At 67.4% G+C, this 19,846-nt stretch carries 23 protein-coding genes; 21 read left to right on the forward strand and 2 right to left on the reverse strand.

What is annotated here, in order from left to right:
• The first annotated feature begins 20 nt into the window (after window positions 1-20).
• The 8 genes from ACZLZQ_RS03565 (at window position 21) to yacG (ending at window position 5,246) form a co-directional block, all read left to right on the forward strand.
• Window positions 21-578 (forward strand): sigma-70 family RNA polymerase sigma factor, encoded by a 558-nt coding sequence (locus ACZLZQ_RS03565; protein ID WP_472948194.1) that lies wholly within the window; start codon window positions 21-23, stop codon window positions 576-578.
• Window positions 575-1,291, forward strand: coding sequence for an anti-sigma factor (locus ACZLZQ_RS03570; RefSeq protein WP_472948195.1), 717 nt, complete (start codon window positions 575-577; stop codon window positions 1,289-1,291). The genes ACZLZQ_RS03565 and ACZLZQ_RS03570 overlap by 4 nt, the downstream gene beginning before the upstream one ends.
• A 343-nt stretch (window positions 1,292-1,634) precedes the next feature.
• Complete coding sequence (locus tag ACZLZQ_RS03575; RefSeq protein WP_472948196.1) at window positions 1,635-2,183, forward strand: fasciclin domain-containing protein; 549 nt, start codon at window positions 1,635-1,637, stop codon at window positions 2,181-2,183.
• 143 nt (window positions 2,184-2,326) lie between these two features.
• A complete protein-coding gene (locus ACZLZQ_RS03580; RefSeq protein WP_472948197.1) occupies window positions 2,327-2,482 on the forward strand; it encodes a hypothetical protein in 156 nt (51 codons plus the stop codon).
• A gap of 198 nt (window positions 2,483-2,680) precedes the next feature.
• Window positions 2,681-3,970, forward strand: coding sequence for a UDP-N-acetylglucosamine 1-carboxyvinyltransferase (gene murA, locus ACZLZQ_RS03585; RefSeq protein WP_472948198.1), 1,290 nt, complete (start codon window positions 2,681-2,683; stop codon window positions 3,968-3,970).
• Window positions 3,971-4,170: 200 nt separating this feature from the next.
• Entirely contained in the window at window positions 4,171-4,389 is a 219-nt protein-coding gene (gene infA / locus ACZLZQ_RS03590; protein ID WP_056509387.1) for a translation initiation factor IF-1, read from the forward strand.
• Window positions 4,390-4,410: 21 nt separating this feature from the next.
• A complete protein-coding gene (locus ACZLZQ_RS03595; RefSeq protein WP_472948199.1) occupies window positions 4,411-5,052 on the forward strand; it encodes a Maf-like protein in 642 nt (213 codons plus the stop codon).
• Window positions 5,049-5,246: a DNA gyrase inhibitor YacG gene (gene yacG, locus ACZLZQ_RS03600; protein ID WP_472932017.1), complete on the forward strand. Its 198-nt coding sequence runs from the start codon at window positions 5,049-5,051 to the stop codon at window positions 5,244-5,246. Before ACZLZQ_RS03595 ends, yacG begins: the two co-directional genes overlap by 4 nt.
• 31 nt (window positions 5,247-5,277) lie before the next feature.
• Here yacG and ACZLZQ_RS03605 read toward each other — a convergent pair whose 3' ends face one another.
• Both ACZLZQ_RS03605 and ACZLZQ_RS03610 read right to left on the reverse strand, forming a co-directional pair.
• The gene (locus ACZLZQ_RS03605; protein ID WP_472948200.1) at window positions 5,278-5,883 is read right to left on the reverse strand and encodes a transglutaminase-like cysteine peptidase; all 606 of its coding nucleotides are present in this window, start codon (window positions 5,881-5,883) and stop codon (window positions 5,278-5,280) included.
• Between the two features lie 271 nt (window positions 5,884-6,154).
• Window positions 6,155-6,958, reverse strand: a complete 804-nt coding sequence (locus ACZLZQ_RS03610) for an alpha/beta hydrolase (RefSeq protein WP_472948201.1) — start codon at window positions 6,956-6,958, stop codon at window positions 6,155-6,157.
• A 260-nt stretch (window positions 6,959-7,218) separates the two neighbouring features.
• On the opposite strand from ACZLZQ_RS03610, the gene infC reads away from it, so the two are divergent.
• From infC to dapB, 13 genes are all read left to right on the forward strand, one after another.
• Window positions 7,219-7,758 carry a translation initiation factor IF-3 gene (gene infC / locus ACZLZQ_RS03615; protein WP_472932380.1) on the forward strand — a complete coding sequence of 180 codons (540 nt, stop codon included), beginning with the start codon at window positions 7,219-7,221 and terminating at the stop codon, window positions 7,756-7,758.
• Between the two features lie 275 nt (window positions 7,759-8,033).
• Window positions 8,034-8,234 (forward strand): 50S ribosomal protein L35, encoded by a 201-nt coding sequence (gene rpmI, locus ACZLZQ_RS03620; protein ID WP_472932014.1) that lies wholly within the window; start codon window positions 8,034-8,036, stop codon window positions 8,232-8,234.
• Window positions 8,235-8,270: 36 nt separating this feature from the next.
• The gene (gene rplT, locus ACZLZQ_RS03625; RefSeq protein ID WP_472932013.1) at window positions 8,271-8,687 is read left to right on the forward strand and encodes a 50S ribosomal protein L20; all 417 of its coding nucleotides are present in this window, start codon (window positions 8,271-8,273) and stop codon (window positions 8,685-8,687) included.
• Window positions 8,688-8,922: 235 nt separating this feature from the next.
• Complete coding sequence (gene pheS, locus ACZLZQ_RS03630; protein ID WP_472948202.1) at window positions 8,923-10,005, forward strand: phenylalanine--tRNA ligase subunit alpha; 1,083 nt, start codon at window positions 8,923-8,925, stop codon at window positions 10,003-10,005.
• Between the two features lie 24 nt (window positions 10,006-10,029).
• Window positions 10,030-10,347, forward strand: a complete 318-nt coding sequence (locus tag ACZLZQ_RS03635; RefSeq protein ID WP_472948203.1) for a hypothetical protein — start codon at window positions 10,030-10,032, stop codon at window positions 10,345-10,347.
• Between the two features lie 45 nt (window positions 10,348-10,392).
• The gene (locus ACZLZQ_RS03640; RefSeq protein WP_472948204.1) at window positions 10,393-10,827 is read left to right on the forward strand and encodes a hypothetical protein; all 435 of its coding nucleotides are present in this window, start codon (window positions 10,393-10,395) and stop codon (window positions 10,825-10,827) included.
• Between the two features lie 85 nt (window positions 10,828-10,912).
• The gene (locus ACZLZQ_RS03645; RefSeq protein WP_472932009.1) at window positions 10,913-11,344 is read left to right on the forward strand and encodes a hypothetical protein; all 432 of its coding nucleotides are present in this window, start codon (window positions 10,913-10,915) and stop codon (window positions 11,342-11,344) included.
• Window positions 11,345-11,420: 76 nt separating this feature from the next.
• Entirely contained in the window at window positions 11,421-13,847 is a 2,427-nt protein-coding gene (gene pheT, locus ACZLZQ_RS03650; RefSeq protein WP_472948205.1) for a phenylalanine--tRNA ligase subunit beta, read from the forward strand.
• A 136-nt stretch (window positions 13,848-13,983) separates the two neighbouring features.
• Window positions 13,984-14,769, forward strand: a complete 786-nt coding sequence (modA, locus tag ACZLZQ_RS03655; RefSeq protein ID WP_472948206.1) for a molybdate ABC transporter substrate-binding protein — start codon at window positions 13,984-13,986, stop codon at window positions 14,767-14,769.
• 121 nt (window positions 14,770-14,890) lie between these two features.
• Window positions 14,891-15,928, forward strand: coding sequence for a penicillin-insensitive murein endopeptidase (mepA, locus tag ACZLZQ_RS03660; RefSeq protein ID WP_472948207.1), 1,038 nt, complete (start codon window positions 14,891-14,893; stop codon window positions 15,926-15,928).
• A 109-nt stretch (window positions 15,929-16,037) separates the two neighbouring features.
• Complete coding sequence (locus ACZLZQ_RS03665; RefSeq protein WP_472932005.1) at window positions 16,038-17,063, forward strand: glucokinase; 1,026 nt, start codon at window positions 16,038-16,040, stop codon at window positions 17,061-17,063.
• 94 nt (window positions 17,064-17,157) lie between these two features.
• Window positions 17,158-18,957, forward strand: coding sequence for an ABC transporter ATP-binding protein (locus tag ACZLZQ_RS03670; protein ID WP_472948438.1), 1,800 nt, complete (start codon window positions 17,158-17,160; stop codon window positions 18,955-18,957).
• Between the two features lie 26 nt (window positions 18,958-18,983).
• Window positions 18,984-19,811 carry a 4-hydroxy-tetrahydrodipicolinate reductase gene (gene dapB / locus ACZLZQ_RS03675; RefSeq protein ID WP_472948208.1) on the forward strand — a complete coding sequence of 276 codons (828 nt, stop codon included), beginning with the start codon at window positions 18,984-18,986 and terminating at the stop codon, window positions 19,809-19,811.
• Window positions 19,812-19,846 lie beyond the last annotated feature (35 nt).

Consider the following 19,846-nt stretch of genomic DNA (forward strand, 5'->3'; position numbering starts at 1 on the left):
CGAGACTGGCTGATGAGACCGTGAGCGTGGACCAAGCGCGTCAATTCCTGGTGGAAAAGCTGCAGGCCGTGGCCGACGGCGACCGCTCCGCCTTGCGTGATGTCTATGAGAGAACTTCCGCGAAGCTATTCGGCGTCTGCCTGCGTATCTTGTCCGACAGGGAAGAGGCGGAAGACGTGTTGCAGGAAGTCTATCTTACGGTCTGGAACAAGGCCGATCGCTTCGACGCCGCGCGGGCGAGCCCGATCACCTGGCTGGCCACCATCGCCCGCAACCGTGCCATCGACCGCCTGCGGGTCGTCGGCCCCCGGCTGCGCGACCGCCCGGTCGACGCGGCGCTGGATATCGCGGCGCCCGATCCTGACGGGCTGGCCGTGCTCGAGCGCACCGAAGCCAACCAGCAGTTGGTCGACTGCCTCGAGACCCTCGACGAGCGGGCGCGCGGCGCCATCGTGTCCGCCTTCTACGGCGGGCATACCTACGAGCAGCTGGCGACGCGCGACAATACGCCGATCGGGACGATGAAGAGCCTCATCCGCCGCGGCCTTGCCAAGCTCAAGGGGTGTCTCGACCGATGAGCGACGCTGCCGACTTCGTCGACGACGACATCTTTGCCGCCGAATACGCCCTGGGCGTGCTGGATGGTCCCGGCCGCAGCCGCGCCGCCCGGCGCGTCCGCCGCGACGCGGCGTTCGCCCGCGCCGTCGAGGACTGGGAGACGCGGCTCGCGCCGATGCTGACGGCGATTGAGCCGGTCGAGCCGCCCGCCGGCCTTTGGCAGGCGATCGACACTGACCTCGCCCGCATCGCTCGCGTCCGCGCTGCGCTGACGCCGGCAGCTGTGCCCGCAACGGCCGGCCGCGTGTCTCACCTCTGGCAATGGTTCGGCGTCGGCTCTTTCGGCCTTCTGGCCGCCAGCCTCGCGCTGCTGTTCGTCGTGGTCCAGCCGCGGCCGCAGCTGCCGCCGCTCACCGCTTCGCTCGCGGCTGAGGGTGGCGGTGTGCCGCTCTATACCGCGGTGGTCTACCCAGGAGCACTGAGCGCAACGCTGGTGCCGGTCTCGGCCAACACCGATCCGGCGAAAGCGCAGCAACTGTGGCTGATCGCGCCGGAGAAGAACCCGGTCTCGCTCGGCCTCCTCAGCGCTACCGCGCCGCTGCGCATCGACATCACTCGCGAACAGCTTGCCAAGGGCGGGATGCTGGCGATCTCGCTGGAGCCGCCCGGCGGCTCGCCGACCGGGCAGCCGACCGGCCCGGTCATCGCCACGGGCGAGCTGAAGGAAATCTAGCGTGCCGTGCGTCCGATCGGGCGCACGGCGATCACGCGCCCCCGGACGATGAGCTCGGAGGCTTGGCGCGTCTCATTGTCCGATCTTACGGGCATTCGGCCGGCGTCGACGCCAGCATGCCCGAGGGCACGATGCTGCGACATTCCGCCGCCGTTACATGCGCTGCGCAAGCAAGCCCGCGTTTTCTAAGTGCTTTTTGCTGTTAGCGACGGTGAAAGAGAACGCGTTTGCAATGAACCGGCCTCGCCTTCAAATTTATTAGCAAGTCGCCTGCATCCGTTGCTTCGGGGGCACTCGTATATCCCGCACCTCTCCACAACGGGGAGAAACAGGGAGCCCTGACATGAGCCGCAGCCTTTCGACCTATGCCGCCATCCTCGCCGGAGCACTCGCGCTGGCCAGCCCCGTCTCCGCCCAGGTGATGGTCGGCGGCGCGCCAATGTACGCGTCCAAGACGATCGCCGAGAACGCGCCCAACGCCCCGAACCTGTCGACGCTCGTGGCCGCCGTGAAGGCCGCCGGCCTCGTCGACACACTGGCGTCCAAGGGCCCGTTCACCGTCTTCGCCCCGACCGACAAGGCTTTCGGCAAGCTGCCGGCCGGCACCGTCGAGACGCTGGTGAAGCCCGAAAACAAGGCGACGCTGACCAAGATCCTGACCTATCACGTGGTCTCCGGCAATTACTCGGCCAAGGAACTGATGGCCGGCGCCAAGAAGAAGGGCGGCATGCACCTCACCTCGGTCGAGGGCGCCCCGCTGACCGTCAAGATGAGCAAGGGCAAGCTCATCGTCATCGACCAGAAGGGCAACGGCTCGGTCATCCAGACCGCCGACGTCAAGCAGAAGAACGGCGTGGTGCACGTCATCGGCTCCGTCCTAATGCCGAAGTAAGCGCGCACCGCGGCGAGACGTCGCCGGTAGCGTGAAGCACGAGCCCGGTCGCTGCACGGCGGCCGGGCTTTTTTGGTCAGGTCGCGAAGATTATGCCAGGGCGCATGGCGGGCAGCGGGCGGCTCGGCTAGAAGGGGCGGCCGATGACCAAGCTCTTCTCCTTTCTGATCTGCCTGCTGATGCTGGTCCAGGTGATCCGCCCGCTGGGCCTGCCGCTGCTCCGCCGGCGCATCGACTTCTGGCGGCTGGCGCTGGCAGCCCTCGTCATCTTCGGCATCACCACGCTGATCCGCCCCTGACGCCGGTCTTTTGCCGGCGACGTCCGGCGGATTTGAATGTCGGACGGTGCTGGTGTAGAGCGGTCCACCGATCGTGACATCGCCGCAACAGCCGCTCACGGCTGCAACGACAGATCGTTCGGGCCTCATTGTCAGCGCGTTTGGCTGGTAGCGCCGCTGAAATCTTCTACCGCTCGTGCCAGGCTGGACAGTATTTACATGGACCGTATTCGCATCAGGGGCGGCAACACGCTGAACGGGACGATCCCGATCTCCGGCGCCAAGAACGCCGCTTTGCCGCTGATGATCGCCTCGCTGCTCACCGACGACACGCTGACGCTGGAGAACGTGCCGCATCTCGCCGATGTCGAGCAGCTGATCCGCATTCTCGGCAATCACGGCGTCGACTATTCCGTCAGCGGCAAGCGGATGAGCCAGACGCCGTCGAACGGCCGGACCATCCACTTTACCGCGCGCACCATCGTCGACACCGTGGCGCCCTACGAGCTGGTCTCGAAGATGCGCGCGAGTTTTTGGGTGATCGGGCCGCTACTGGCCCGGATGCACAAGGCGAAGGTCTCGCTGCCCGGCGGCTGCGCGATCGGCACGCGGCCGGTGGACCTCTTCATCGACGGCCTTCGCGCGCTCGGCGCGACGCTCGACATCGAGAACGGCTACATCGTCGCCGAAGCCAAGGGCGGCCTCGTCGGCAACCGCTTCGTCTTCCCGAAGGTCTCGGTCGGCGCGACGCATGTGATGATGATGTCGGCAGCGCTCGCCAAGGGCCAGACCGTCCTCGAGAACGCCGCGCGCGAGCCGGAAGTGGTCGATCTCGCCGCTTGCCTCAACGCCATGGGCGCGAAGATCTCGGGCGCGGGCACGCCGACCATCACCATTGACGGCGTCACCGCGCTGTCGGGCGCCCGCCACCGCGTCCTGCCGGACCGCATCGAGACCGGCACCTACGCCATCGCGGTCGCCATGGCCGGCGGCGACGTGATCCTTGACGGGACCAGCTCGCATCTCCTGCAGAACGCCTTCACCGCCCTCGGCCAGGCCGGCGCCGTCATCACCGACGTGCCGAACGGCGTACGGGTGGTGCGCAATGGCGGCGGCGTGCAGCCGGTCGACGTCATCACCGACCCCTTCCCGGGCTTCCCAACCGACCTGCAGGCGCAGTTCATGGCGCTGATGACGCGCTCGAGCGGCGTCTCGCACATCACCGAAACGATCTTCGAGAATCGTTTCATGCACGTTCAGGAACTGGCCCGCCTCGGCGCCAAGATTTCGCTGTCGGGCCAGGTCGCCACGATCGAGGGCGTGCCGCGGCTCGCTGGCGCCCAGGTGATGGCGACCGATCTGCGCGCATCGGTCTCGCTGGTCATCGCCGGCCTCGTCGCCGACGGCGAGACCACGGTCAACCGCGTCTACCATCTCGACCGCGGCTTCGAGCGGCTGGAAGAGAAGCTCGTCGCCTGCGGCGCCGATGTCGAGCGCATCTCCGGCTAACCCGTCCGCGCCGTCCCTCTGCCGGGGCGGCGCTGGCGCGATTTTACCTTGCGGACGGCGTCGTGCCGCCCGCCGCCTTGCTTTTTCGGCCGAAAGGCCTGATTTAAGGCGCAATTCATTCCTTCAGGGCCACGTCGCGACGTGGCCGTCCCTGGCGGCTCCGACCAAAGCGTCGGCCGCCTTTCCCGTTTGAGGTCCGTATGGCGAAAGAAGAAGTTCTCGAATTCCCGGGTCTGGTGACCGAACTCCTCCCGAATGCGACCTTTCGCATCAAGCTCGAGAACGACCACGAGATCATCGCGCACACCGCCGGCCGCATGCGCAAGAACCGCATCCGCGTGCTGACCGGTGACAAGGTGCTGGTCGAGATGACCCCCTACGACCTCAGCAAGGGTCGCATCACCTACCGCTTCAAGTAGCGGGCGGGACGTATCGGCCTGATGGCAACGAAGCTCCACCTCGTGCTCGCCTCCGGTTCGCCCCGGCGGCTGGAGCTTCTGCAGCAGGCGGGCATCGAGCCCGAGCGGCTGCTGCCGGCCGACGTCGACGAGACGCCGGAACGTGCCGAGCACCCGCGCTCGCTCGCCAAGCGGCTGTCGAAGACCAAGGCCGAGACCGCCTTCGCCATCCTCAAGGAGCGCGGCGAGGGTGAGAATCGGCTGGTGCTCTCGGCCGACACCGTCGTCTCCGTCGGCCGGCAGATCCTGCCGAAGGCCGAGCTGATCGACGACGCGGTGGCGAACCTGCGCATCCTCTCGGGCCGCACGCACCGCGTCCACACCGGCGTCTGCCTGATCGGCCCGTCGGAGAAGCTGCGCCAGCGGCTGGTCGAGACGCGGGTGCGCTTCAAGCGCCTGTCGCGCGACGACATCGACAGCTACCTTGCCTCCGGCGAATGGCGCGGCAAGGCCGGCGGCTACGCCATCCAGGGCCTCGCCGGCAGCTTTGTCGTGCGCCTCGTCGGCTCCTATACCAACGTCGTCGGCCTGCCGCTCTACGAGACGATCGCGCTGATCGGCGGCGAAGGCTTCGACATCCACCAGCGCTGGCGCGATCCCGGCGCCGCGCCGGCAGCGACATGACCGCGACGGTCACCCCGCTGCGCCCGCGCGGAAAATGCCCGGAATGCAAGAAGGCATCGAGCCAGGCGACGTTTCCGTTCTGCTCGCCGCGCTGCAAGGCGGTAGACCTCAACCGCTGGCTTTCCGGCGCTTACGTCATCCCCGGCCCGGCCGAGGAACTATCGAGCCCCGAGACCGACGAGGACGAGCGGTAGCTCCGCAAGCCTCGCTTCCTTCGCATCCCCCTTACTTCCGCACCGCGCTGGTCGCCACATCGAGGCCGTCGGCGATCGACAGCCAGTCGCGCGGATCGAGGGCGCTCTGCCGCTTGACGTAGGTATAGGGCGTGTCCCGCCAGGGCTTGACCCGCCAGTCGAGGTTGTCGAGCACGAAGTCGCCCGCCGTGGTGCGCAGCGTCAGCACCGCGTGCCCCTCGCCGTTGCGCTTGCGCACCACGGTAATCAGGAGGTCGCCGAGCGAGATGCCGGCGGCGTGCAAGGCCCGGCGCTTTGAGAGGACGTAGTCCTCGCAGTCGCCCCGCCGGCCGGGATAGGTCCAGCGCTCCTCGACGCCGTACTGCTCGACATCCGACATCGGCTCGATCGCGGCATTGGTGGCGGTGTTGATCGCGGCGACGGTGGCCGCAAGGCCGGTGGTCAGTGCCGCCGGCGGCGCGAGCGGCCCGGGCTGGCGCGTACAATCGCCCTGGTTTTCCTGGCAGAAGAGATGATGCCCGATGGGCACCGTGGTCGAAAGGCCGACGGTCATGGCGTCGGCGCTTGCGGCGCCCACCCCTGTCAAAACCCATAGGACAACCGCCAACCCGGCGCCGATGGCGCGAGCTCCCTGCATGCCTGACCTCCGAGACCGGAAATATCTGCTGACCAGGGGATGGTGGGTGCATCGCAAAAACTAGTCAACGCGGCGGTCCCGGCCGGACACGGCTGAGGCAAGGTTTTGGCGGTCGACGACACGCCATCGGCAGGCGGGTGCATGGGAGGAAAAACCGAAAAGCCCCGGTGGCACAGGCACTTCGCCCGGCTCACAACAGGCTTGTGACGTTTCGGTCACAGGCCTGCGACAATTCGGTCAGCCCTATCTCGAGGCCGTAACCTTTCGTCCGTTAGCTGCCGCGCGCTTGGGAGACGAGATCGCGCGCGGCTTGCTCGATGCGCAGAAGGTCTTCTTCGCGTGACAGCCGGTGGTCGCCGTCGCGAACGAGGGTCAGCACCACGCCCTCGGAGGGCAGCAGCGTCACGAGATCGAGGGCATGGCTGAAGGGCACGTCCGGGTCCATCATCCCCTGGATGACGTGGACGGGGCAGCCGGTCTCGATCAGATCGTCCATCACGAGGTTCCGAGCGCCGTCATCGAGCAGGGCCCGCGTATAGATCGTCGGCTCGGGCGAGTAGGCGGAAGGCTCGGTGCAGAAGCCCTGCATCGCGAGATCGGCCTTCTGCGCCTCGGACAGAGCGGGCTCGACGAGCCGGCGGGTGAAGTCGGGCGCCGGCGCGAGCAGCAAGAGGCCTGCGATCCGCTGTCCGGCGCCCGCCTTGCGGAGCTCCGCGACGAGGCGCAGCGCGATCCAGCAGCCCATCGACGACCCGACGAGGATGACCGGCCCCGCCGGCATGGCGGCGAGCACCGCCTGCGCCTCCTCCAGCCAGCGCGAGATGGTGCCGTCGAGGAAGCTGCCGCCGGACTCGCCGTGGCCGGAATAGTCGAAGCGGCAGAAGCCGAGCCCTGCGCCCGCCGCCAACGCCGACAGCCGCTCGGCCTTGCCGCCGCGCATGTCGGAGCGATAGCCGCCGAGCCAGAGCAGCGCGGGGGACGAGCCCTCGAGGCTGCGGCAGGCGATGTCGCGGCGCGCCTCCCCCTCGCCGACGGCGATGAAATGCGGGGCGTCGGGAGAGGTCGTGGTGCTCATGGCGATTTCCTGCGGACCGTTTCAGGCGGGGCGCGTCATTTCTTGACACGATGAGGTGAAAATGCAGTTCGTCCGTGCTATATCAGGGGAGCTACCGGGGTGACGCTTGGAATCAAACACCAGCATCAGGCCCGGCATCAAAGATAAAGCATCAGCGTGAGCGGAGCCCGAGCGGGCCCGGCTGGCAACCCGCCGGCCCCTTGATCCGCCACCACCGTGTACCGTCAACGTGTGTCGTCAACAGCCAGGAGACAACGACCATTCGCAGACCATTTCGTGCGCCGCCGGTCCAGAAGGAAGGGCCGCGTTCCAACAAGGACATCCGGATCCCCTTCGTCCAGCTGATCGATGCTGAAGGCCAGAATCGCGGCCCGACGCCGACGGCCGAAGCTCTGGCGCTCGCCGAAGAAGCCGGGTTGGATCTCGTCGAGATCGTTCCGACCGCCAATCCGCCGGTCTGCAAGATCCTCGATCTCGGCAAGCTGAAGTACGAGGGCCAGAAGAAGGCCGCCGAACAGCGCAAGCGCCAGAAGACGGTCGAGGTCAAGGAGATCAAGATGCGTCCGAACATCGACGATCATGACTACGAGACCAAGATGAAGGCGGTCCGCCGCTTCTTCGAGGAAGGCGACAAGGTCAAGCTGACCCTGCGCTTCCGTGGCCGTGAAATGGCGCACCAGGACCTCGGAATGGTCCTTCTGAACCGGGTTCGCGACGAGACGGCGGAAATCGCCAAGGTGGAGGCCGAGCCGAAGCTCGAAGGCCGCCAGATGATGATGGTCCTCGCCCCGCGCGGCTGACCGGCTGATGCCGGGCGAGCGTCCCGGCAACAGGCCCTTTTCCGCCAGCGGGCGGAGCAGCAGAATAGAGCAGGACCGGGACGGCGAAAGCTGCTTCCGGTCTTGCTTTTTCACCGGTCCGTCCGCTATAGGGACCGTCTTCGACCGAGCGACCCGGCAGGGCATGCCGTGGCCGCTCCAAATGCCCCGCGCGACAATCCGAAATTCTTCGAATTGCTGGCGACCCCGCTCCCCGAGCGGTGACCGCTGCCGCGCTTCCACTCAAGGAGAGCAAAATGCCCAAGATGAAGACCAAGGCGGCCGCGAAAAAGCGCTTCCGCTTCACTGCCAACGGCCGCGTCAAGGCCGGTCCTGCCGGCAAGCGCCATGGCATGATCAAACGCTCCAACGACTTTCTGCGCAACACGAGCGGGACGATGATTCTGTCCAAGCCCGACGAGCGGATCGTCAAGATTTACATGCCGTACAACCGCTAAGCGGCCCGGCAGCGTTAGAGATCAAGGAGCAAGATCATGGCACGCGTTAAAAGAGGCGTCACCTCGCACGCCAAGCACAAGAAGGTTCTCGAGCAGGCCAAGGGTTTCCGCGGCCGCCGGAAGAACACCATCCGCACGGCGCTCGCCGCCGTCGACCGGTCGAAGCAGTACGCCACGCGCGACCGTCGCACCAAGAAGCGCAACTTCCGCGCCCTCTGGATCCAGCGCATCAACGCCGCTGTCCGCGAGCACGGCCTGACCTACGCCCGCTTCATCGACGGCCTGACCAAGACCGGCATCGAAGTCGACCGGAAGGTCATGTCCGACCTCGCGATCCACGAGCCGGAAGCCTTCGCGGCGCTCTGCGCCTCGGCCAAGGCCGCGCTCGACTACCTGAAGGAACAGAACCCCAACTCGTACGAGCGGGCGATCGGCGAAGTCCGCGCCGCTTAAGGGCAGCGTAGCTGCCTGAGGCAGCAGACTTTCCATCTGACCTTCAAAAGGCCCGCCGGCATTCGCCCGCGGGCCTTTTTCGTGGCAGGGGCGCAAGCGCATCGCCTGAATGGCGGGAGCGCTTTTCTTCGCCGTCCCGGCACGTTAGAACCCCGGCAAAGGCCGATAGTGCGTCGTGCGTCCTAGCGGACGGACGACGCACTGGGCCAATCGACCTACCCGGATGGAGTGGACCGTGACCGATCTTGCCGCGCTCGAGGCGCAACTGACGACCGCCATCACCGGCGCCGCCGATGAGGCCGCGCTGGAAGCGATCCGCGTCGCCGCGCTCGGCAAGAAGGGCGAGATCTCCGAGCTCTTGAAGGGGCTCGGCAAGATGAGCCCGGACGAGCGCCGCGAGGAAGGTCCGAAGCTCAACGGCCTGCGCGACCGCGTCACCGCGGCCCTCGCCGAACGCCGCGAGGCGCTGGCCGATGTCGCGATATCAGCCCGCCTGGCCGCCGAGACGCTCGACGTCACGTTGCCGGTGCGGCCGACGCCCGCTTCCCGCGGCCGGCTGCACCCGATCAGCCAGGTGATCGACGAGATCACCGCGATCTTCGCCGACATGGGCTTCTCGATCGCCGACGGGCCGGACATAGAGACCGACCACTACAACTTCACCGCGCTGAACTTCCCCGTCGGCCATCCCGCCCGCGAGATGCACGACACGTTCTTCCTCCAGCCGGACGCAAACGGCGAGCGCAAGCTGCTGCGCACGCACACCTCGCCGGTGCAGATTCGGACGATGGAAGCGCAGAAGCCGCCGATCCGCATCGTCATCCCCGGCAAGACCTACCGCCAGGACTCGGACGCCACGCACACGCCGATGTTCCACCAGGTCGAGGGCCTCGTCATCGACAAGACGGCCAATGTCGCGAACATGAAGTGGGTGCTGACCGAGTTCTGCAAGACCTTCTTCGAGGTCGAGAGCCTCAACATGCGCTTTCGCCCGTCCTTCTTCCCGTTCACCGAACCGAGCATGGAGGTCGACATCCAGTGCGACCGCTCGGGCTCGGAGATCCGCTTCGGCGAGGGCACGGACTGGCTCGAAATCCTCGGCTGCGGCATGGTGCACCCGAATGTCTTGCGCGGCGTCGGGCTCGACCCGGCGGAGTACCAGGGCTTCGCCTGGGGCATGGGCATCGACCGCATCGCCATGCTGAAATACGGCATGCCGGACTTGCGCGACTTCTTCGACGCCGACGTGCGATGGATCGAGCATTACGGCTTCCGCCCGCTCGACGTGCCGACGCTGTTCGGTGGCCTGAGCAGCTAGTTCCGACTTGAAGGGAGATAGGACATGCGCCGCGTCTATTCCCCGATGACGACGGATGAGGTCAGGGAGCGAGCTCTCCGCGTCCTCACTCCCCGTCTCGCCCCTTTTGGCTTGTCCGATATCAACGTCCGGGAGGAGCGCGACTTCGACGGAACGGATGTGTACCGGGTCGTCGCGATGGTGAACCAGCAGGTTCCCGCGCGGGTGCTTATCGACGGCTCGGACGAGTTGCAGCAGCTACTGCGCAGCGATGGCGAGGATCGCTGGATGTATCTTGGCACCCATCGTCCATCCGAGCCGGATGAAGACGAGGGCGATGAGGATGAAGAGGATGCCGAGTAGATGGCATCGCGCTCGATGGCATGGCGGATGATGGAGGCGGCTGAGATGCTGCAGCGGGAGGGGCGTCGCAGTGCCGCCTTCCGGCGCAGGGCTATCAGCACGGCCTATTATGCATGCTTCCATGCTATGGCGCGTCTCTGCGCTGACCATCTTTCCCGGGGAGCGCCCCGCAACGACGAGAGCTACGAGCGAATCTACCGGACGCTCGAACACGGATCGATGAAGCAGACCTTTGCCCGATCACCGCTGAAGGATAACGAGAAGCTGCGAAAGATCGGCTCGAACCTAACCAGGCTTCAGGCGGAACGCTTCCGAGCCGACTACCTGCCGCCGTCCCCGGACCTGTTTTCGCGGAGCGAGGCGGAAGACCTTCTCGAGCTGGCACGGGGGGCGATCACCGATATCGAAAGTATCGCGATCAATTCGACCGACTGCCGCATGCTGGCCGCCCATCTTCTGTTCAGAGACCGTCGATCATGAAGTGCACGATGGCAGTCCCAGCTCCCGCGCTAAAGTGGGCCGGGTTCGAAGCACGCGCATTACTCACACACTTGGCGGGGTCCTGATGTCCATCCGACTGATCTTTCTAGAAGCGATCGGCGTCGTCTGCGGTGCGGTGATCGGCGTGCTGGTGTTCCTCGTTCTCGCCTGGCTGTTCGCCGGCGACTACCTCGCCCTCGTCGACACTTTCGGCGGCATCGCGGTCGCCGTGGTGGTCAGCGTGATCTTCGCCGTCTTCTACCACTACATGTCGCAGACGCCGGCAGCGCTCGCTTCCTTCTTCGTCGGCTTCGCACTGCCGGTCCTGGTCGGAGCGGTCATGATCGGCAATGTCGCGACGACGATCGGGCCGTTGCTCGCGGTCTTCGGCTTCGCGCTGTCGGCGCTTCTCGTCTACCGCTTCGTCTTCACGAAGGCGGCCGAGCGGACGCCGATCCAGACGGTCCAGCCGACCGCGCCGCTGCCGCCCGCCGATCCCCCGCGCGGTCCCTTCTGACGGCCTGCGCCGGCCCCCACGCAACACCCTTTCTGCCGCGGGAAAGCCCGGCCGATGACCTGAGGTCGATGACATCATGAAATTCACGCTCTCTTGGTTGAAGGACCATCTCGAGACCGAGGCGCCGCTCGCCGAGCTCTGCGACAAGCTCACCTCGCTCGGCCTCGAGGTCGATGGCATCGACGACAAGGCGGCGATGCGCCCGTTCCGCATCGCGCGGGTGCTCTCCGCCGAGCGCCATCCCGACGCCGACAAGCTGCAGGTGCTGATGGTCGACGCCGGACCCGAGGTGAACGGCGGCCAGCCGCTGCAGGTGGTCTGCGGCGCGCCGAACGCCCGCGCCGGGCTCATCGGCGTGCTCGGCCTGCCCGGCACCTACGTCCCCGGTCTCGACGTGACGCTCGGCGTCGGCAAGATTCGCGGCGTCGAGTCCAACGGCATGATGTGCTCGGAGCGCGAGCTGCTGCTCTCCGACGAGCACAACGGCATCATCGACCTTCCGGCGGACGCCCCCGTCGGCACGGCCTTCGCCGACTATGCCGATCTTGCCGATCCCGTGGTCGAGATCGGGCTGACGCCGAACCGGCCGGATGCCACCGGCATTCACGGCATCGCGCGCGATCTCGCCGCCGCCGGCCTCGGCAAGCTGAAGCCGCTGGCGACCGAGCCGATCGCCGGCAACGGTCCCTGCCCCGTCGCCGTCCGCCTGGACTTCGCCGAGGGCGCCTCGCTCTGCCGCGGCTTTGGCTTGCGCAAAGTGTCGGGCGTCAAGACCGGCCCCTCGCCGGACTGGATGCAGAAGCGTCTGCTGGCGATCGGCCTGCGCCCGATCTCGGCGCTGGTCGACATCACCAACTACCTCACCTTCGACTGCGGCCGCCCGCTGCACGTCTTCGATGCCGCCAAGGTCTCGGGCGATCTCGTGGTGCGCAGCGCCCGCGAGGGCGAGACTATCCTCGGCCTCGACGGCCGCACCCACACGCTGTCGCCCGGCATGTGCATCATCGCCGACGACAAGGGCGTCGAGTCCATCGCCGGCATCATGGGCGGCGAGGCCTCGGGCTGCGACGAGGGCACGGCCGACGTGCTGATCGAATCGGCGCTGTGGGAGCCGCTGAACGTCGCCCGCACCGGCCGCGCGCTCGGCATCATCACCGATGCCCGCTACCGCTTCGAGCGCGGCGTTGACCCCGACTTCATGGAGCCGGGGCTGGAACTCGCGACGCGGCTGGTGCTGGAGATCTGCGGCGGCACGGCGTCGGACGTAGCAGTCACCGGCAAGACAACGCCCGATCGGCGCTCGATCCGCCTCGCCTTCACCGAGGTTGAGCGGCTGACCGGCCTTGCCGTGTCGGCGGAGGAGCAGACCGGCTTCCTCACCCGCCTCGGCTTCGAGGTCAGCGCCGATGCGGACGGCGCGACCGTCGTGCCGCCGACCTGGCGGCCGGACGTCGAGGGCAGCGCCGACCTCGTCGAGGAGGTGATGCGGATGAAGGGCGTCGACCTCATCGAGCCGCGGCCGCTCGCCCCCCTCGGCTCGGTCAACGGCCGCATCCTGACGACGCCGCAGATCCGCGACAAGGCCGCGCGCCGGGCGCTCGCCGCCCGCGGCATGGTCGAGGCGGTGACCTATTCCTTCGTGCCGGAAGCCCACGCGAAAGCCTTCGGCGGCGGGGCGGACGCGCTGCGGCTGGCCAACCCGATCTCGGCCGACCTCTCGGACATGCGCCCCTCGCTGCTGCCGAGCCTCATCGCCGCCGCCGGCCGCAATGCCGCGCGGGGCAATTCCGACGTCGCGCTGTTCGAGGTCAGCCACGTCTACGCCTCGGACCTCCCGGACGGCCAGCGTCGCGTCGCCGGCGGCATCCGCCGCGGCACGGCAGGCCTTACCGGCGCCGGGCGCTTCTGGAGCGGTAATGCCGCGCCCGTCGGCGTCTACGACGCCAAGGCCGATGCGATCGCCGCGCTAGAGGCTGCCGGCGCGCCGGTCGCCAACCTACAGATCGAGTCCGGCGCCAGCGCCTGGTATCATCCCGGCCGCTCGGGCCGGATCAAGCTCGGCCCGAAGGTCGTGCTCGCCGAGTTCGGCGAGTTCCACCCGCGGACCCTGAAGACCATGGGGGCCACCGGTGCCTTTGCCGGCTTCGAGGTGTTCCTCGGCGAGATCCCGGAGCCGAAGCGCAAGGCCACCCGCACCAAGCCGGTGCTGAACCTGTCGAGCTTCCAGCCGGTGCGACGCGACTTCGCCTTCGTCGTCGATGCTGCTACCGAGACGCAGAAGATCCTGCGCGCGGTGGAGGGCGCCGACCGCAAGCTGGTGTCGGAGGTCCGGGTGTTCGACATCTTCGTCGGTGCAGCGCTCGGCGACGACAAGAAGTCGGTCGCGGTCGAGGTGACGCTGCGGCCGATGGAGCGCACGCTGACCGACGAGGAGCTGGAGGCGGTGTCGGCGAAGATCGTCGCGCAGGTGGCGAAGGCCGCGGGCGGCGTGCTGCGGACCTGACGCTCTTTAGGACGAATGCGCGCCCACAACTCTCTGGCGATGCGACCCATCTCCTGCGCCTTTTCGTCGCATTCTCCTTCTAGGTGCATTTCTGCCCCGGCCGCTGTCGGGGCAGAACGCATTTGGGAGGAATCGCATGCTTCACATCTCCAGGCTTTCCGGGACCGCCGTCGCGGGCCTTGCCGCCCTTGTTCTCTCGACGGTCTCGCCGCTGGCGGCCGAGATCCACGTCATGGCCTCCGGCGGACTGACCGCCGCCTATAAGGAAGTCCTGCCGGCGTTCGAGAAGACCACACAGCACGACGTCGAGAGCGCTTATGGCGCCTCGCAAGGCGGCGCCTCCGACTCCATCCCCAGCCGACTGAAGCGCGGCGAGCCGGCCGACGTCGTCATCATGGCGTCCGGTGCGATGGACAAGTTGATCGAGGCTGGGGAGGTGGTGCCCGGCAGCCGCGTCGATCTCGCAAACTCCCTGATCGGCGTGTCCGTGCGCAAGGGTGAACCGAAGCCCGACATCTCGTCGGCCGACGCGCTGAAGAAGACGCTGGTTGAGGCCAAGTCGATCGCCTATTCCGCCAGCGCCAGCGGGACCTACCTGTCGGAAGAGCTGTTTCCGCGCCTCGGCGTGATGGACGCGATCAAGGACAAGGCGAAGCGGATCGAGAGCGAGCGCGTCGGCACCGTGGTCGCCCGCGGCGATGCCGAGCTCGGCTTCCAGCAGGTCTCCGAGCTGCTGCCGATCGAGGGCTTGGACTTCGTCGGCGTGCTTTCGGACGACGTCCAGAAGGTCACGGTCTTTTCCGCCGGCCTCGTCGTCGGGTCGAAGGAGCCGGAGGCCGCCAAGGAACTGATCGACTTCCTCGCCTCCAAGACCGCCGCCCCGGCGATCGAGAAAAGCGGAATGACGCCCATCCTCCCCTGAACCGCCCGCCAGCTTCGCGCAGGCTTTCCGGCGCCAGTGTCGCCAAGGTCACGAAAAGGTCCCACCCCGCGTGCACGTCATGCGGGATGGGAGCCGGCGCGACGCCGACGGGGTGCAGGGCATGAGCAGGAAAACGCTGAACCGGGTCGCGGGCATCGCGACGCTTGCCACCACGGTGCTTGCCGCCCTGGCGCTGGGCGGCCTTCCGGCCGCAGCACAATCCGTGCCGGCCAAGCAGCTGTTCGGCGCGGCGCAACTGCCCGCGGCGATGCCGACCGAGAGCCTTGGCTTCTACTCCAAGGGCTGCATTGCCGGCGCCGTGGCGCTGCCGGTGGACGGTCCGACCTGGCAGGAAATGCGCCTTTCGCGCAACCGCCGCTGGGGCCATCCGGCGATGATCGCCTTTCTCGAACAGTTCTCCAAGGACTCCGCTGCCAAGGGCATCTGGCCGGGCATCCTCGTCGGCGACATCTCGCAGCCGCGCGGCGGGCCCATGGCGTCGGGACACGCCTCGCACCAGATCGGCCTCGACGCCGACATCTGGTTCCAGCCGATGCCCTCGCCGCGCCTGACGGCCGCTGAACGCGAGGACTTTCCGTTCCGCTCGGTGCTGCGGAAAGGCACGTTCCAGGTCGACGACCGCGTCTGGAACAAAAGCTACGAGAACATCCTGAAGCTGGCCGCGGTGAACCCGAAGATCGAGCGGATCTTCGTCAACCCCGGGGTCAAGCGCAAGCTCTGCCAGACCGTCGGGGGCGACCGCTCCTGGCTGAGCAAGGTCCGGCCGATGTACGGGCATGATGAGCATTTCCACGTCCGCCTCACCTGCCAGGCGGGTTCGCCCGGTTGCGAGGCGCAGGACCGGCCGTCGAGCAATGATGGCTGCGGCGATCTCGACTACTGGTTCAACGTCGCCCTGAAGCCGCCGAAGCCGGGCTCGCCGCCGCCAAAGCCCCGCGCGCCGCTGATGATGTCGGCGATGCCCAAGGCCTGCCGCGTCGTCCTGAATGCCCCCGATGGTGCCGGCACCGCCTATGCCGCGACGACGCGCCCGGCCTTGACGCCATCGGCCTCCACCGCCTTGCCGGCTTCCGCCGCAGGCTTTGCCCCGACGCCGCCAATGAGCGTGCCGATCCCCTCGTCCCGGCCGCTGCAGTAGGCTGAGCACCAAGCCGGTTTTGCCTTGGGGGACCGACCGGTCAGGCTTTGCTTTCGACGGTGAATGCGATAATCCGCGGGCTTACCAATCGATTTAAGGCAGGTGGTCCATGTCCCTGACGCTCGACAGCAGCCAGGCCCTGAAGTTTCCGATCCTGATCGGCGACATCGGCGGCACCAATGCCCGCTTCGCGCTCCTTGTGGATGCCTTCGCCGAGCCGAAGACCTTTCCGGTGGTGAAGACCGCCGACTTCGCGACGCTCGACGACGCGATCCAGGCGACCGTGCTCGACAAGACCTCGCTGCAGCCGAAATCGGCCGTGCTGGCGGTGGCCGGGCCGATCGACGGCAACGAGATTGCGCTCACCAACTGCGCCTGGGTCGTGCGGCCGCGCGGCATGCTGCAGACCCTCGGCTTGCATGAGATCATCGTCCTCAACGACTTCGAGGCGCAGGCGCTGGCGGTGTCATCCTTGCCCGAGCGTTCCCGTCAGAAGATCGGCGGCGGCACGCCGCACGAGGGCGCGAGCCGCGTCGTCGTCGGTCCCGGCACCGGCCTTGGCGTCGCTGGCCTCGTGCGGGCCCGCAAGATGTGGATCCCGGTCGCCGGCGAAGGCGGCCACATCGACATCGGCCCGCGCAGCGACCGCGACACCGCCATCTGGCCGCATCTCGAAACCATCGAGGGCCGGGTCTCGGCCGAACAGGTGCTGTGCGGCCGCGGGCTCGTCAACATCTACGACGCGCTGTGCAAGGTCGACGGCGTGGCGCCGGTCTATACCGATCCGGCGGAGATCACCGAGGCCGCCTCGAGCCGCCGCAACGACCAGTCGGGCGAGGCGGTCGAGCTCTTCGCCACCTATCTCGGGCGCGTCGCCGGAGATCTCGCGTTGGTCTTCATGGCGCGGGGCGGCGTCTACATCGGTGGCGGCATCTTCCAGCGAATCATCCCGATCCTGAAGCAGGAAAGCCTGCGCCAGGCCTTCGAGGACAAGGCGCCGCATTCAGCGCTGATGCGCGAGATCCCGCTCTACATCATCACCGAGCCGCTGGCGGCGCTGTCGGGTCTTGCGACCTTCGCGCGGACCCCGCGGTTCTTCGGCATCGAGACCACAGGCCGCCGCTGGACGGCCTGACCCCGGCTTCGCGCATAGGCAGGACGCGCCTGAGAGGCTATAGACCCCCGATCGAGTGTTCCGGACGGCATAGCCCAGCGTGAAAAAACCCAAGATTTCCCTGACCGACCACCGCGAACGTGGCCTCGTGATCCGGCTGTTGAAGCGCGTGATCGCCGAGAACGGCCGCGACTATCTCGGCCAGTACGCCATCGCGGTCGGCTGCCTCGTCGTGGTGTCCGGCGCGACCGCCTTCCTCGCCTGGATCATGCGCGACGTCATCGACCAGATCTTCGTCGAGCAGAACCGCGCGCTGCTGTTCGCCTTGCCGATCGCCATCTTCCTCACCTTCCTGGTGCGCGGCGTCGCGACCTATTTCCAGGGCGTGATCCTGTCGCGGATCGGCAACAACATCGTCGCCCGCTACCAGCGGCGGCTGTTTCGCCACCTGACCGAGCTGTCCGTCGATTTCTTCGGCGAGAACCGCTCCGCGCATCTTGCCGCGCGCATCAACCAGAACGTCTCGGGCATCCGCGACACGCTGAACCTCACGGTCACCTCGATCGCCCGCGACCTCCTGACGCTGATCTTCCTGGTCGGGGTGATGATCTTCCAGGATCCGGTGCTCTCGGGCATCGCGCTGCTCGCCGGGCCGCCAGTGGCTTGGATGATCTCCAGCCTGTCGAAGAAGCTGCGGGTGGCGACGCGCCAGTCGATCGACCTCAACGCCCGCGTTCTCGCCTCGATGCAGGAGACGGCGCAGGGCATTACCGTGGTGAAGGCCTTCACCATGGAGGAGACGCTGCGCGCCCGGATCGAGACGCTGATCCTCGCCGCCGAAAGCCGGTCGAACCGCATCGCGGCGATCACCGAGCGATCGGGCCCAGTGACCGAGACGGTCGCGGGCATCGCGGTGGCGGCGGTGATCGGCTATTCCGGCTACCGCGCCATCGAGCACGGCTACTCGCCTGGCTCGATGTTCGCCTTCATCACCGCGCTGCTGCTCGCCTACGATCCCGCCCGGCGCCTCGCCAAGCTACAGGTGCAGCTCGAGCGGGCGCTGGTGAACGCCCAGATGATCTACGAGATCCTCGACCTGAAGCCTCGCCAGCCGGATGCCCCGGACGCAAAAGTGCTGACCGTCGACCGCGGCGAGATCGTCTTCGAGAACGTCGACTTCGGCTATTATCCGGAAGAGCTCGTGCTGCGGAAGCTGAGCTTCCGTGCGCCCGCCGGCAAGACGACGGCGCTGATCGGCTCGTCCGGCGGCGGCAAGTCGACGGTGATCTCGCTCGTCCAGCGCTTCTACGACGTCGCCGAAGGCCGGATCCTGGTGGATGGCGAGGACATCCGCGACGTCACCAAGGCGTCGCTCCGCGGCAACATCGCCTATGTCTCGCAGCAGCCCTATCTGTTCGAGGGCACGATCCGCGACAACATCCGCTACGGCCGGCCCGACGCGACCGATGCGGAGATCGAGGCGGCAGCGAGCCTTGCGCAGGCGACCGAGTTCATCCTGACCCAGCCGAACGGCTTCGACACGCCGCTCGGCGAGAACGGCACGACGCTGTCGGGCGGCCAGCGCCAGCGCCTCTCGATCGCCCGCGCGCTGGTGCGCAATGCGCCGATCCTCCTGCTCGACGAGGCGACCTCGGCGCTCGACAACCGGTCGGAGACCTTGGTGCAGGCGGCGCTCTACACGGTGATGAAGGGCCGCACCACGCTCGTCGTCGCCCACCGGCTGTCGACCATCGTCGGCGCCGACCAGATTCTCGTCATCGATGGCGGTGAGGTCGTCGAACGTGGGACGCACAGCGAGCTGCTCGGCCGGCAGGACGGGCTCTATTCGAAATTCCACGGCCTTCAGCCGCGTGACCACCATGCCGCGGCGCTCGCCGCCTCGGTGACGCGCTGACCGCCTGATCTCAAGGGGAGCGTTCGATGGACGCGATGAAACTGGTCGTCGTCGGCGCCGCCGGGCGGATGGGACGCATGCTGGTGCTGACGATCGACGCCCTGCAAGGCGCGGTGCTGCATGCCGGTATAGAGCGGGACGGCTCGCCGGCGCTCGGCACTGACGTCGGCCAGCTCGCCGGTCTGTCGCCGTCGGGGGTCATCATCACCAGCGACATCGCGCAAGCGCTCGCCGGCGCCGACGGGATTGTCGACTTCAGCACGCCGGCCACCTCGGTCGCCCTCGCCCGCCATGCGGCGGACGCCGGCATCGTCCACATCGTCGGCACCACCGGCTGCACGGCAGAAGACGACGCCGCGATCGCCGCGGCGGCGCAAGGCGCGGTCATCGTCAAGTCGGGCAATATGAGCCTCGGGGTCAATCTTCTGGCCAGCATGGTCGAAATGGCCGCGCGCGCGCTGCCGGAGGAGGATTTCGACATCGAAATCCTCGAAATGCACCACCGCCATAAGGTAGATGCCCCCTCCGGCACCGCGCTTCTGCTGGGCCAGGCCGCCGCCACCGGCCGCCTGGTGGACCTCGGCGAAGCGTCGGTCCGTGTCCGCGACGGCCATACCGGCCCCCGTCCGGCCGGGGCGATCGGCTTTGCGACGCTGCGCGGCGGCTCGGTGATCGGCGAGCACGGCGTGATCTTCGCCGGCGAAGGCGAGCGGATCGAATTCGTCCACCGCGCCGAGGACCGCGCGATCTTCGCCCGCGGCGCGCTCCGGGCGGCGCTCTGGGCCCGCGGCAAGGCTCCAGGCCTCTATTCCATGCGCGACGTGCTCGGCCTCGGCACGACCCCGCAAGACTAACTCTCGCCTTTCTCGATCGCCCCCCAGGACGCTTC

It is taken from the genome of Mesocryomonas lacus, from assembly GCF_055730105.2.

Coding starts and splice junctions, on each gene's coding strand:
- ACZLZQ_RS03570 (WP_472948195.1), top strand. CDS start 575: ATGAGCGACGCTGCCGACTTCGTCGACGACGACATCTTTGCCGCCGAA.
- ACZLZQ_RS03575 (WP_472948196.1), top strand. CDS start 1,635: ATGAGCCGCAGCCTTTCGACCTATGCCGCCATCCTCGCCGGAGCACTC.
- ACZLZQ_RS03580 (WP_472948197.1), top strand. CDS start 2,327: ATGACCAAGCTCTTCTCCTTTCTGATCTGCCTGCTGATGCTGGTCCAG.
- murA (WP_472948198.1), top strand. CDS start 2,681: ATGGACCGTATTCGCATCAGGGGCGGCAACACGCTGAACGGGACGATC.
- infA (WP_056509387.1), top strand. CDS start 4,171: ATGGCGAAAGAAGAAGTTCTCGAATTCCCGGGTCTGGTGACCGAACTC.
- ACZLZQ_RS03595 (WP_472948199.1), top strand. CDS start 4,411: ATGGCAACGAAGCTCCACCTCGTGCTCGCCTCCGGTTCGCCCCGGCGG.
- yacG (WP_472932017.1), top strand. CDS start 5,049: ATGACCGCGACGGTCACCCCGCTGCGCCCGCGCGGAAAATGCCCGGAA.
- ACZLZQ_RS03605 (WP_472948200.1), bottom strand. CDS start 5,883: ATGCAGGGAGCTCGCGCCATCGGCGCCGGGTTGGCGGTTGTCCTATGG.
- ACZLZQ_RS03610 (WP_472948201.1), bottom strand. CDS start 6,958: ATGAGCACCACGACCTCTCCCGACGCCCCGCATTTCATCGCCGTCGGC.
- rpmI (WP_472932014.1), top strand. CDS start 8,034: ATGCCCAAGATGAAGACCAAGGCGGCCGCGAAAAAGCGCTTCCGCTTC.
- rplT (WP_472932013.1), top strand. CDS start 8,271: ATGGCACGCGTTAAAAGAGGCGTCACCTCGCACGCCAAGCACAAGAAG.
- ACZLZQ_RS03635 (WP_472948203.1), top strand. CDS start 10,030: ATGCGCCGCGTCTATTCCCCGATGACGACGGATGAGGTCAGGGAGCGA.
- ACZLZQ_RS03640 (WP_472948204.1), top strand. CDS start 10,393: ATGCTGCAGCGGGAGGGGCGTCGCAGTGCCGCCTTCCGGCGCAGGGCT.
- ACZLZQ_RS03645 (WP_472932009.1), top strand. CDS start 10,913: ATGTCCATCCGACTGATCTTTCTAGAAGCGATCGGCGTCGTCTGCGGT.
- pheT (WP_472948205.1), top strand. CDS start 11,421: ATGAAATTCACGCTCTCTTGGTTGAAGGACCATCTCGAGACCGAGGCG.
- modA (WP_472948206.1), top strand. CDS start 13,984: ATGCTTCACATCTCCAGGCTTTCCGGGACCGCCGTCGCGGGCCTTGCC.
- mepA (WP_472948207.1), top strand. CDS start 14,891: ATGAGCAGGAAAACGCTGAACCGGGTCGCGGGCATCGCGACGCTTGCC.
- ACZLZQ_RS03665 (WP_472932005.1), top strand. CDS start 16,038: ATGTCCCTGACGCTCGACAGCAGCCAGGCCCTGAAGTTTCCGATCCTG.
- dapB (WP_472948208.1), top strand. CDS start 18,984: ATGGACGCGATGAAACTGGTCGTCGTCGGCGCCGCCGGGCGGATGGGA.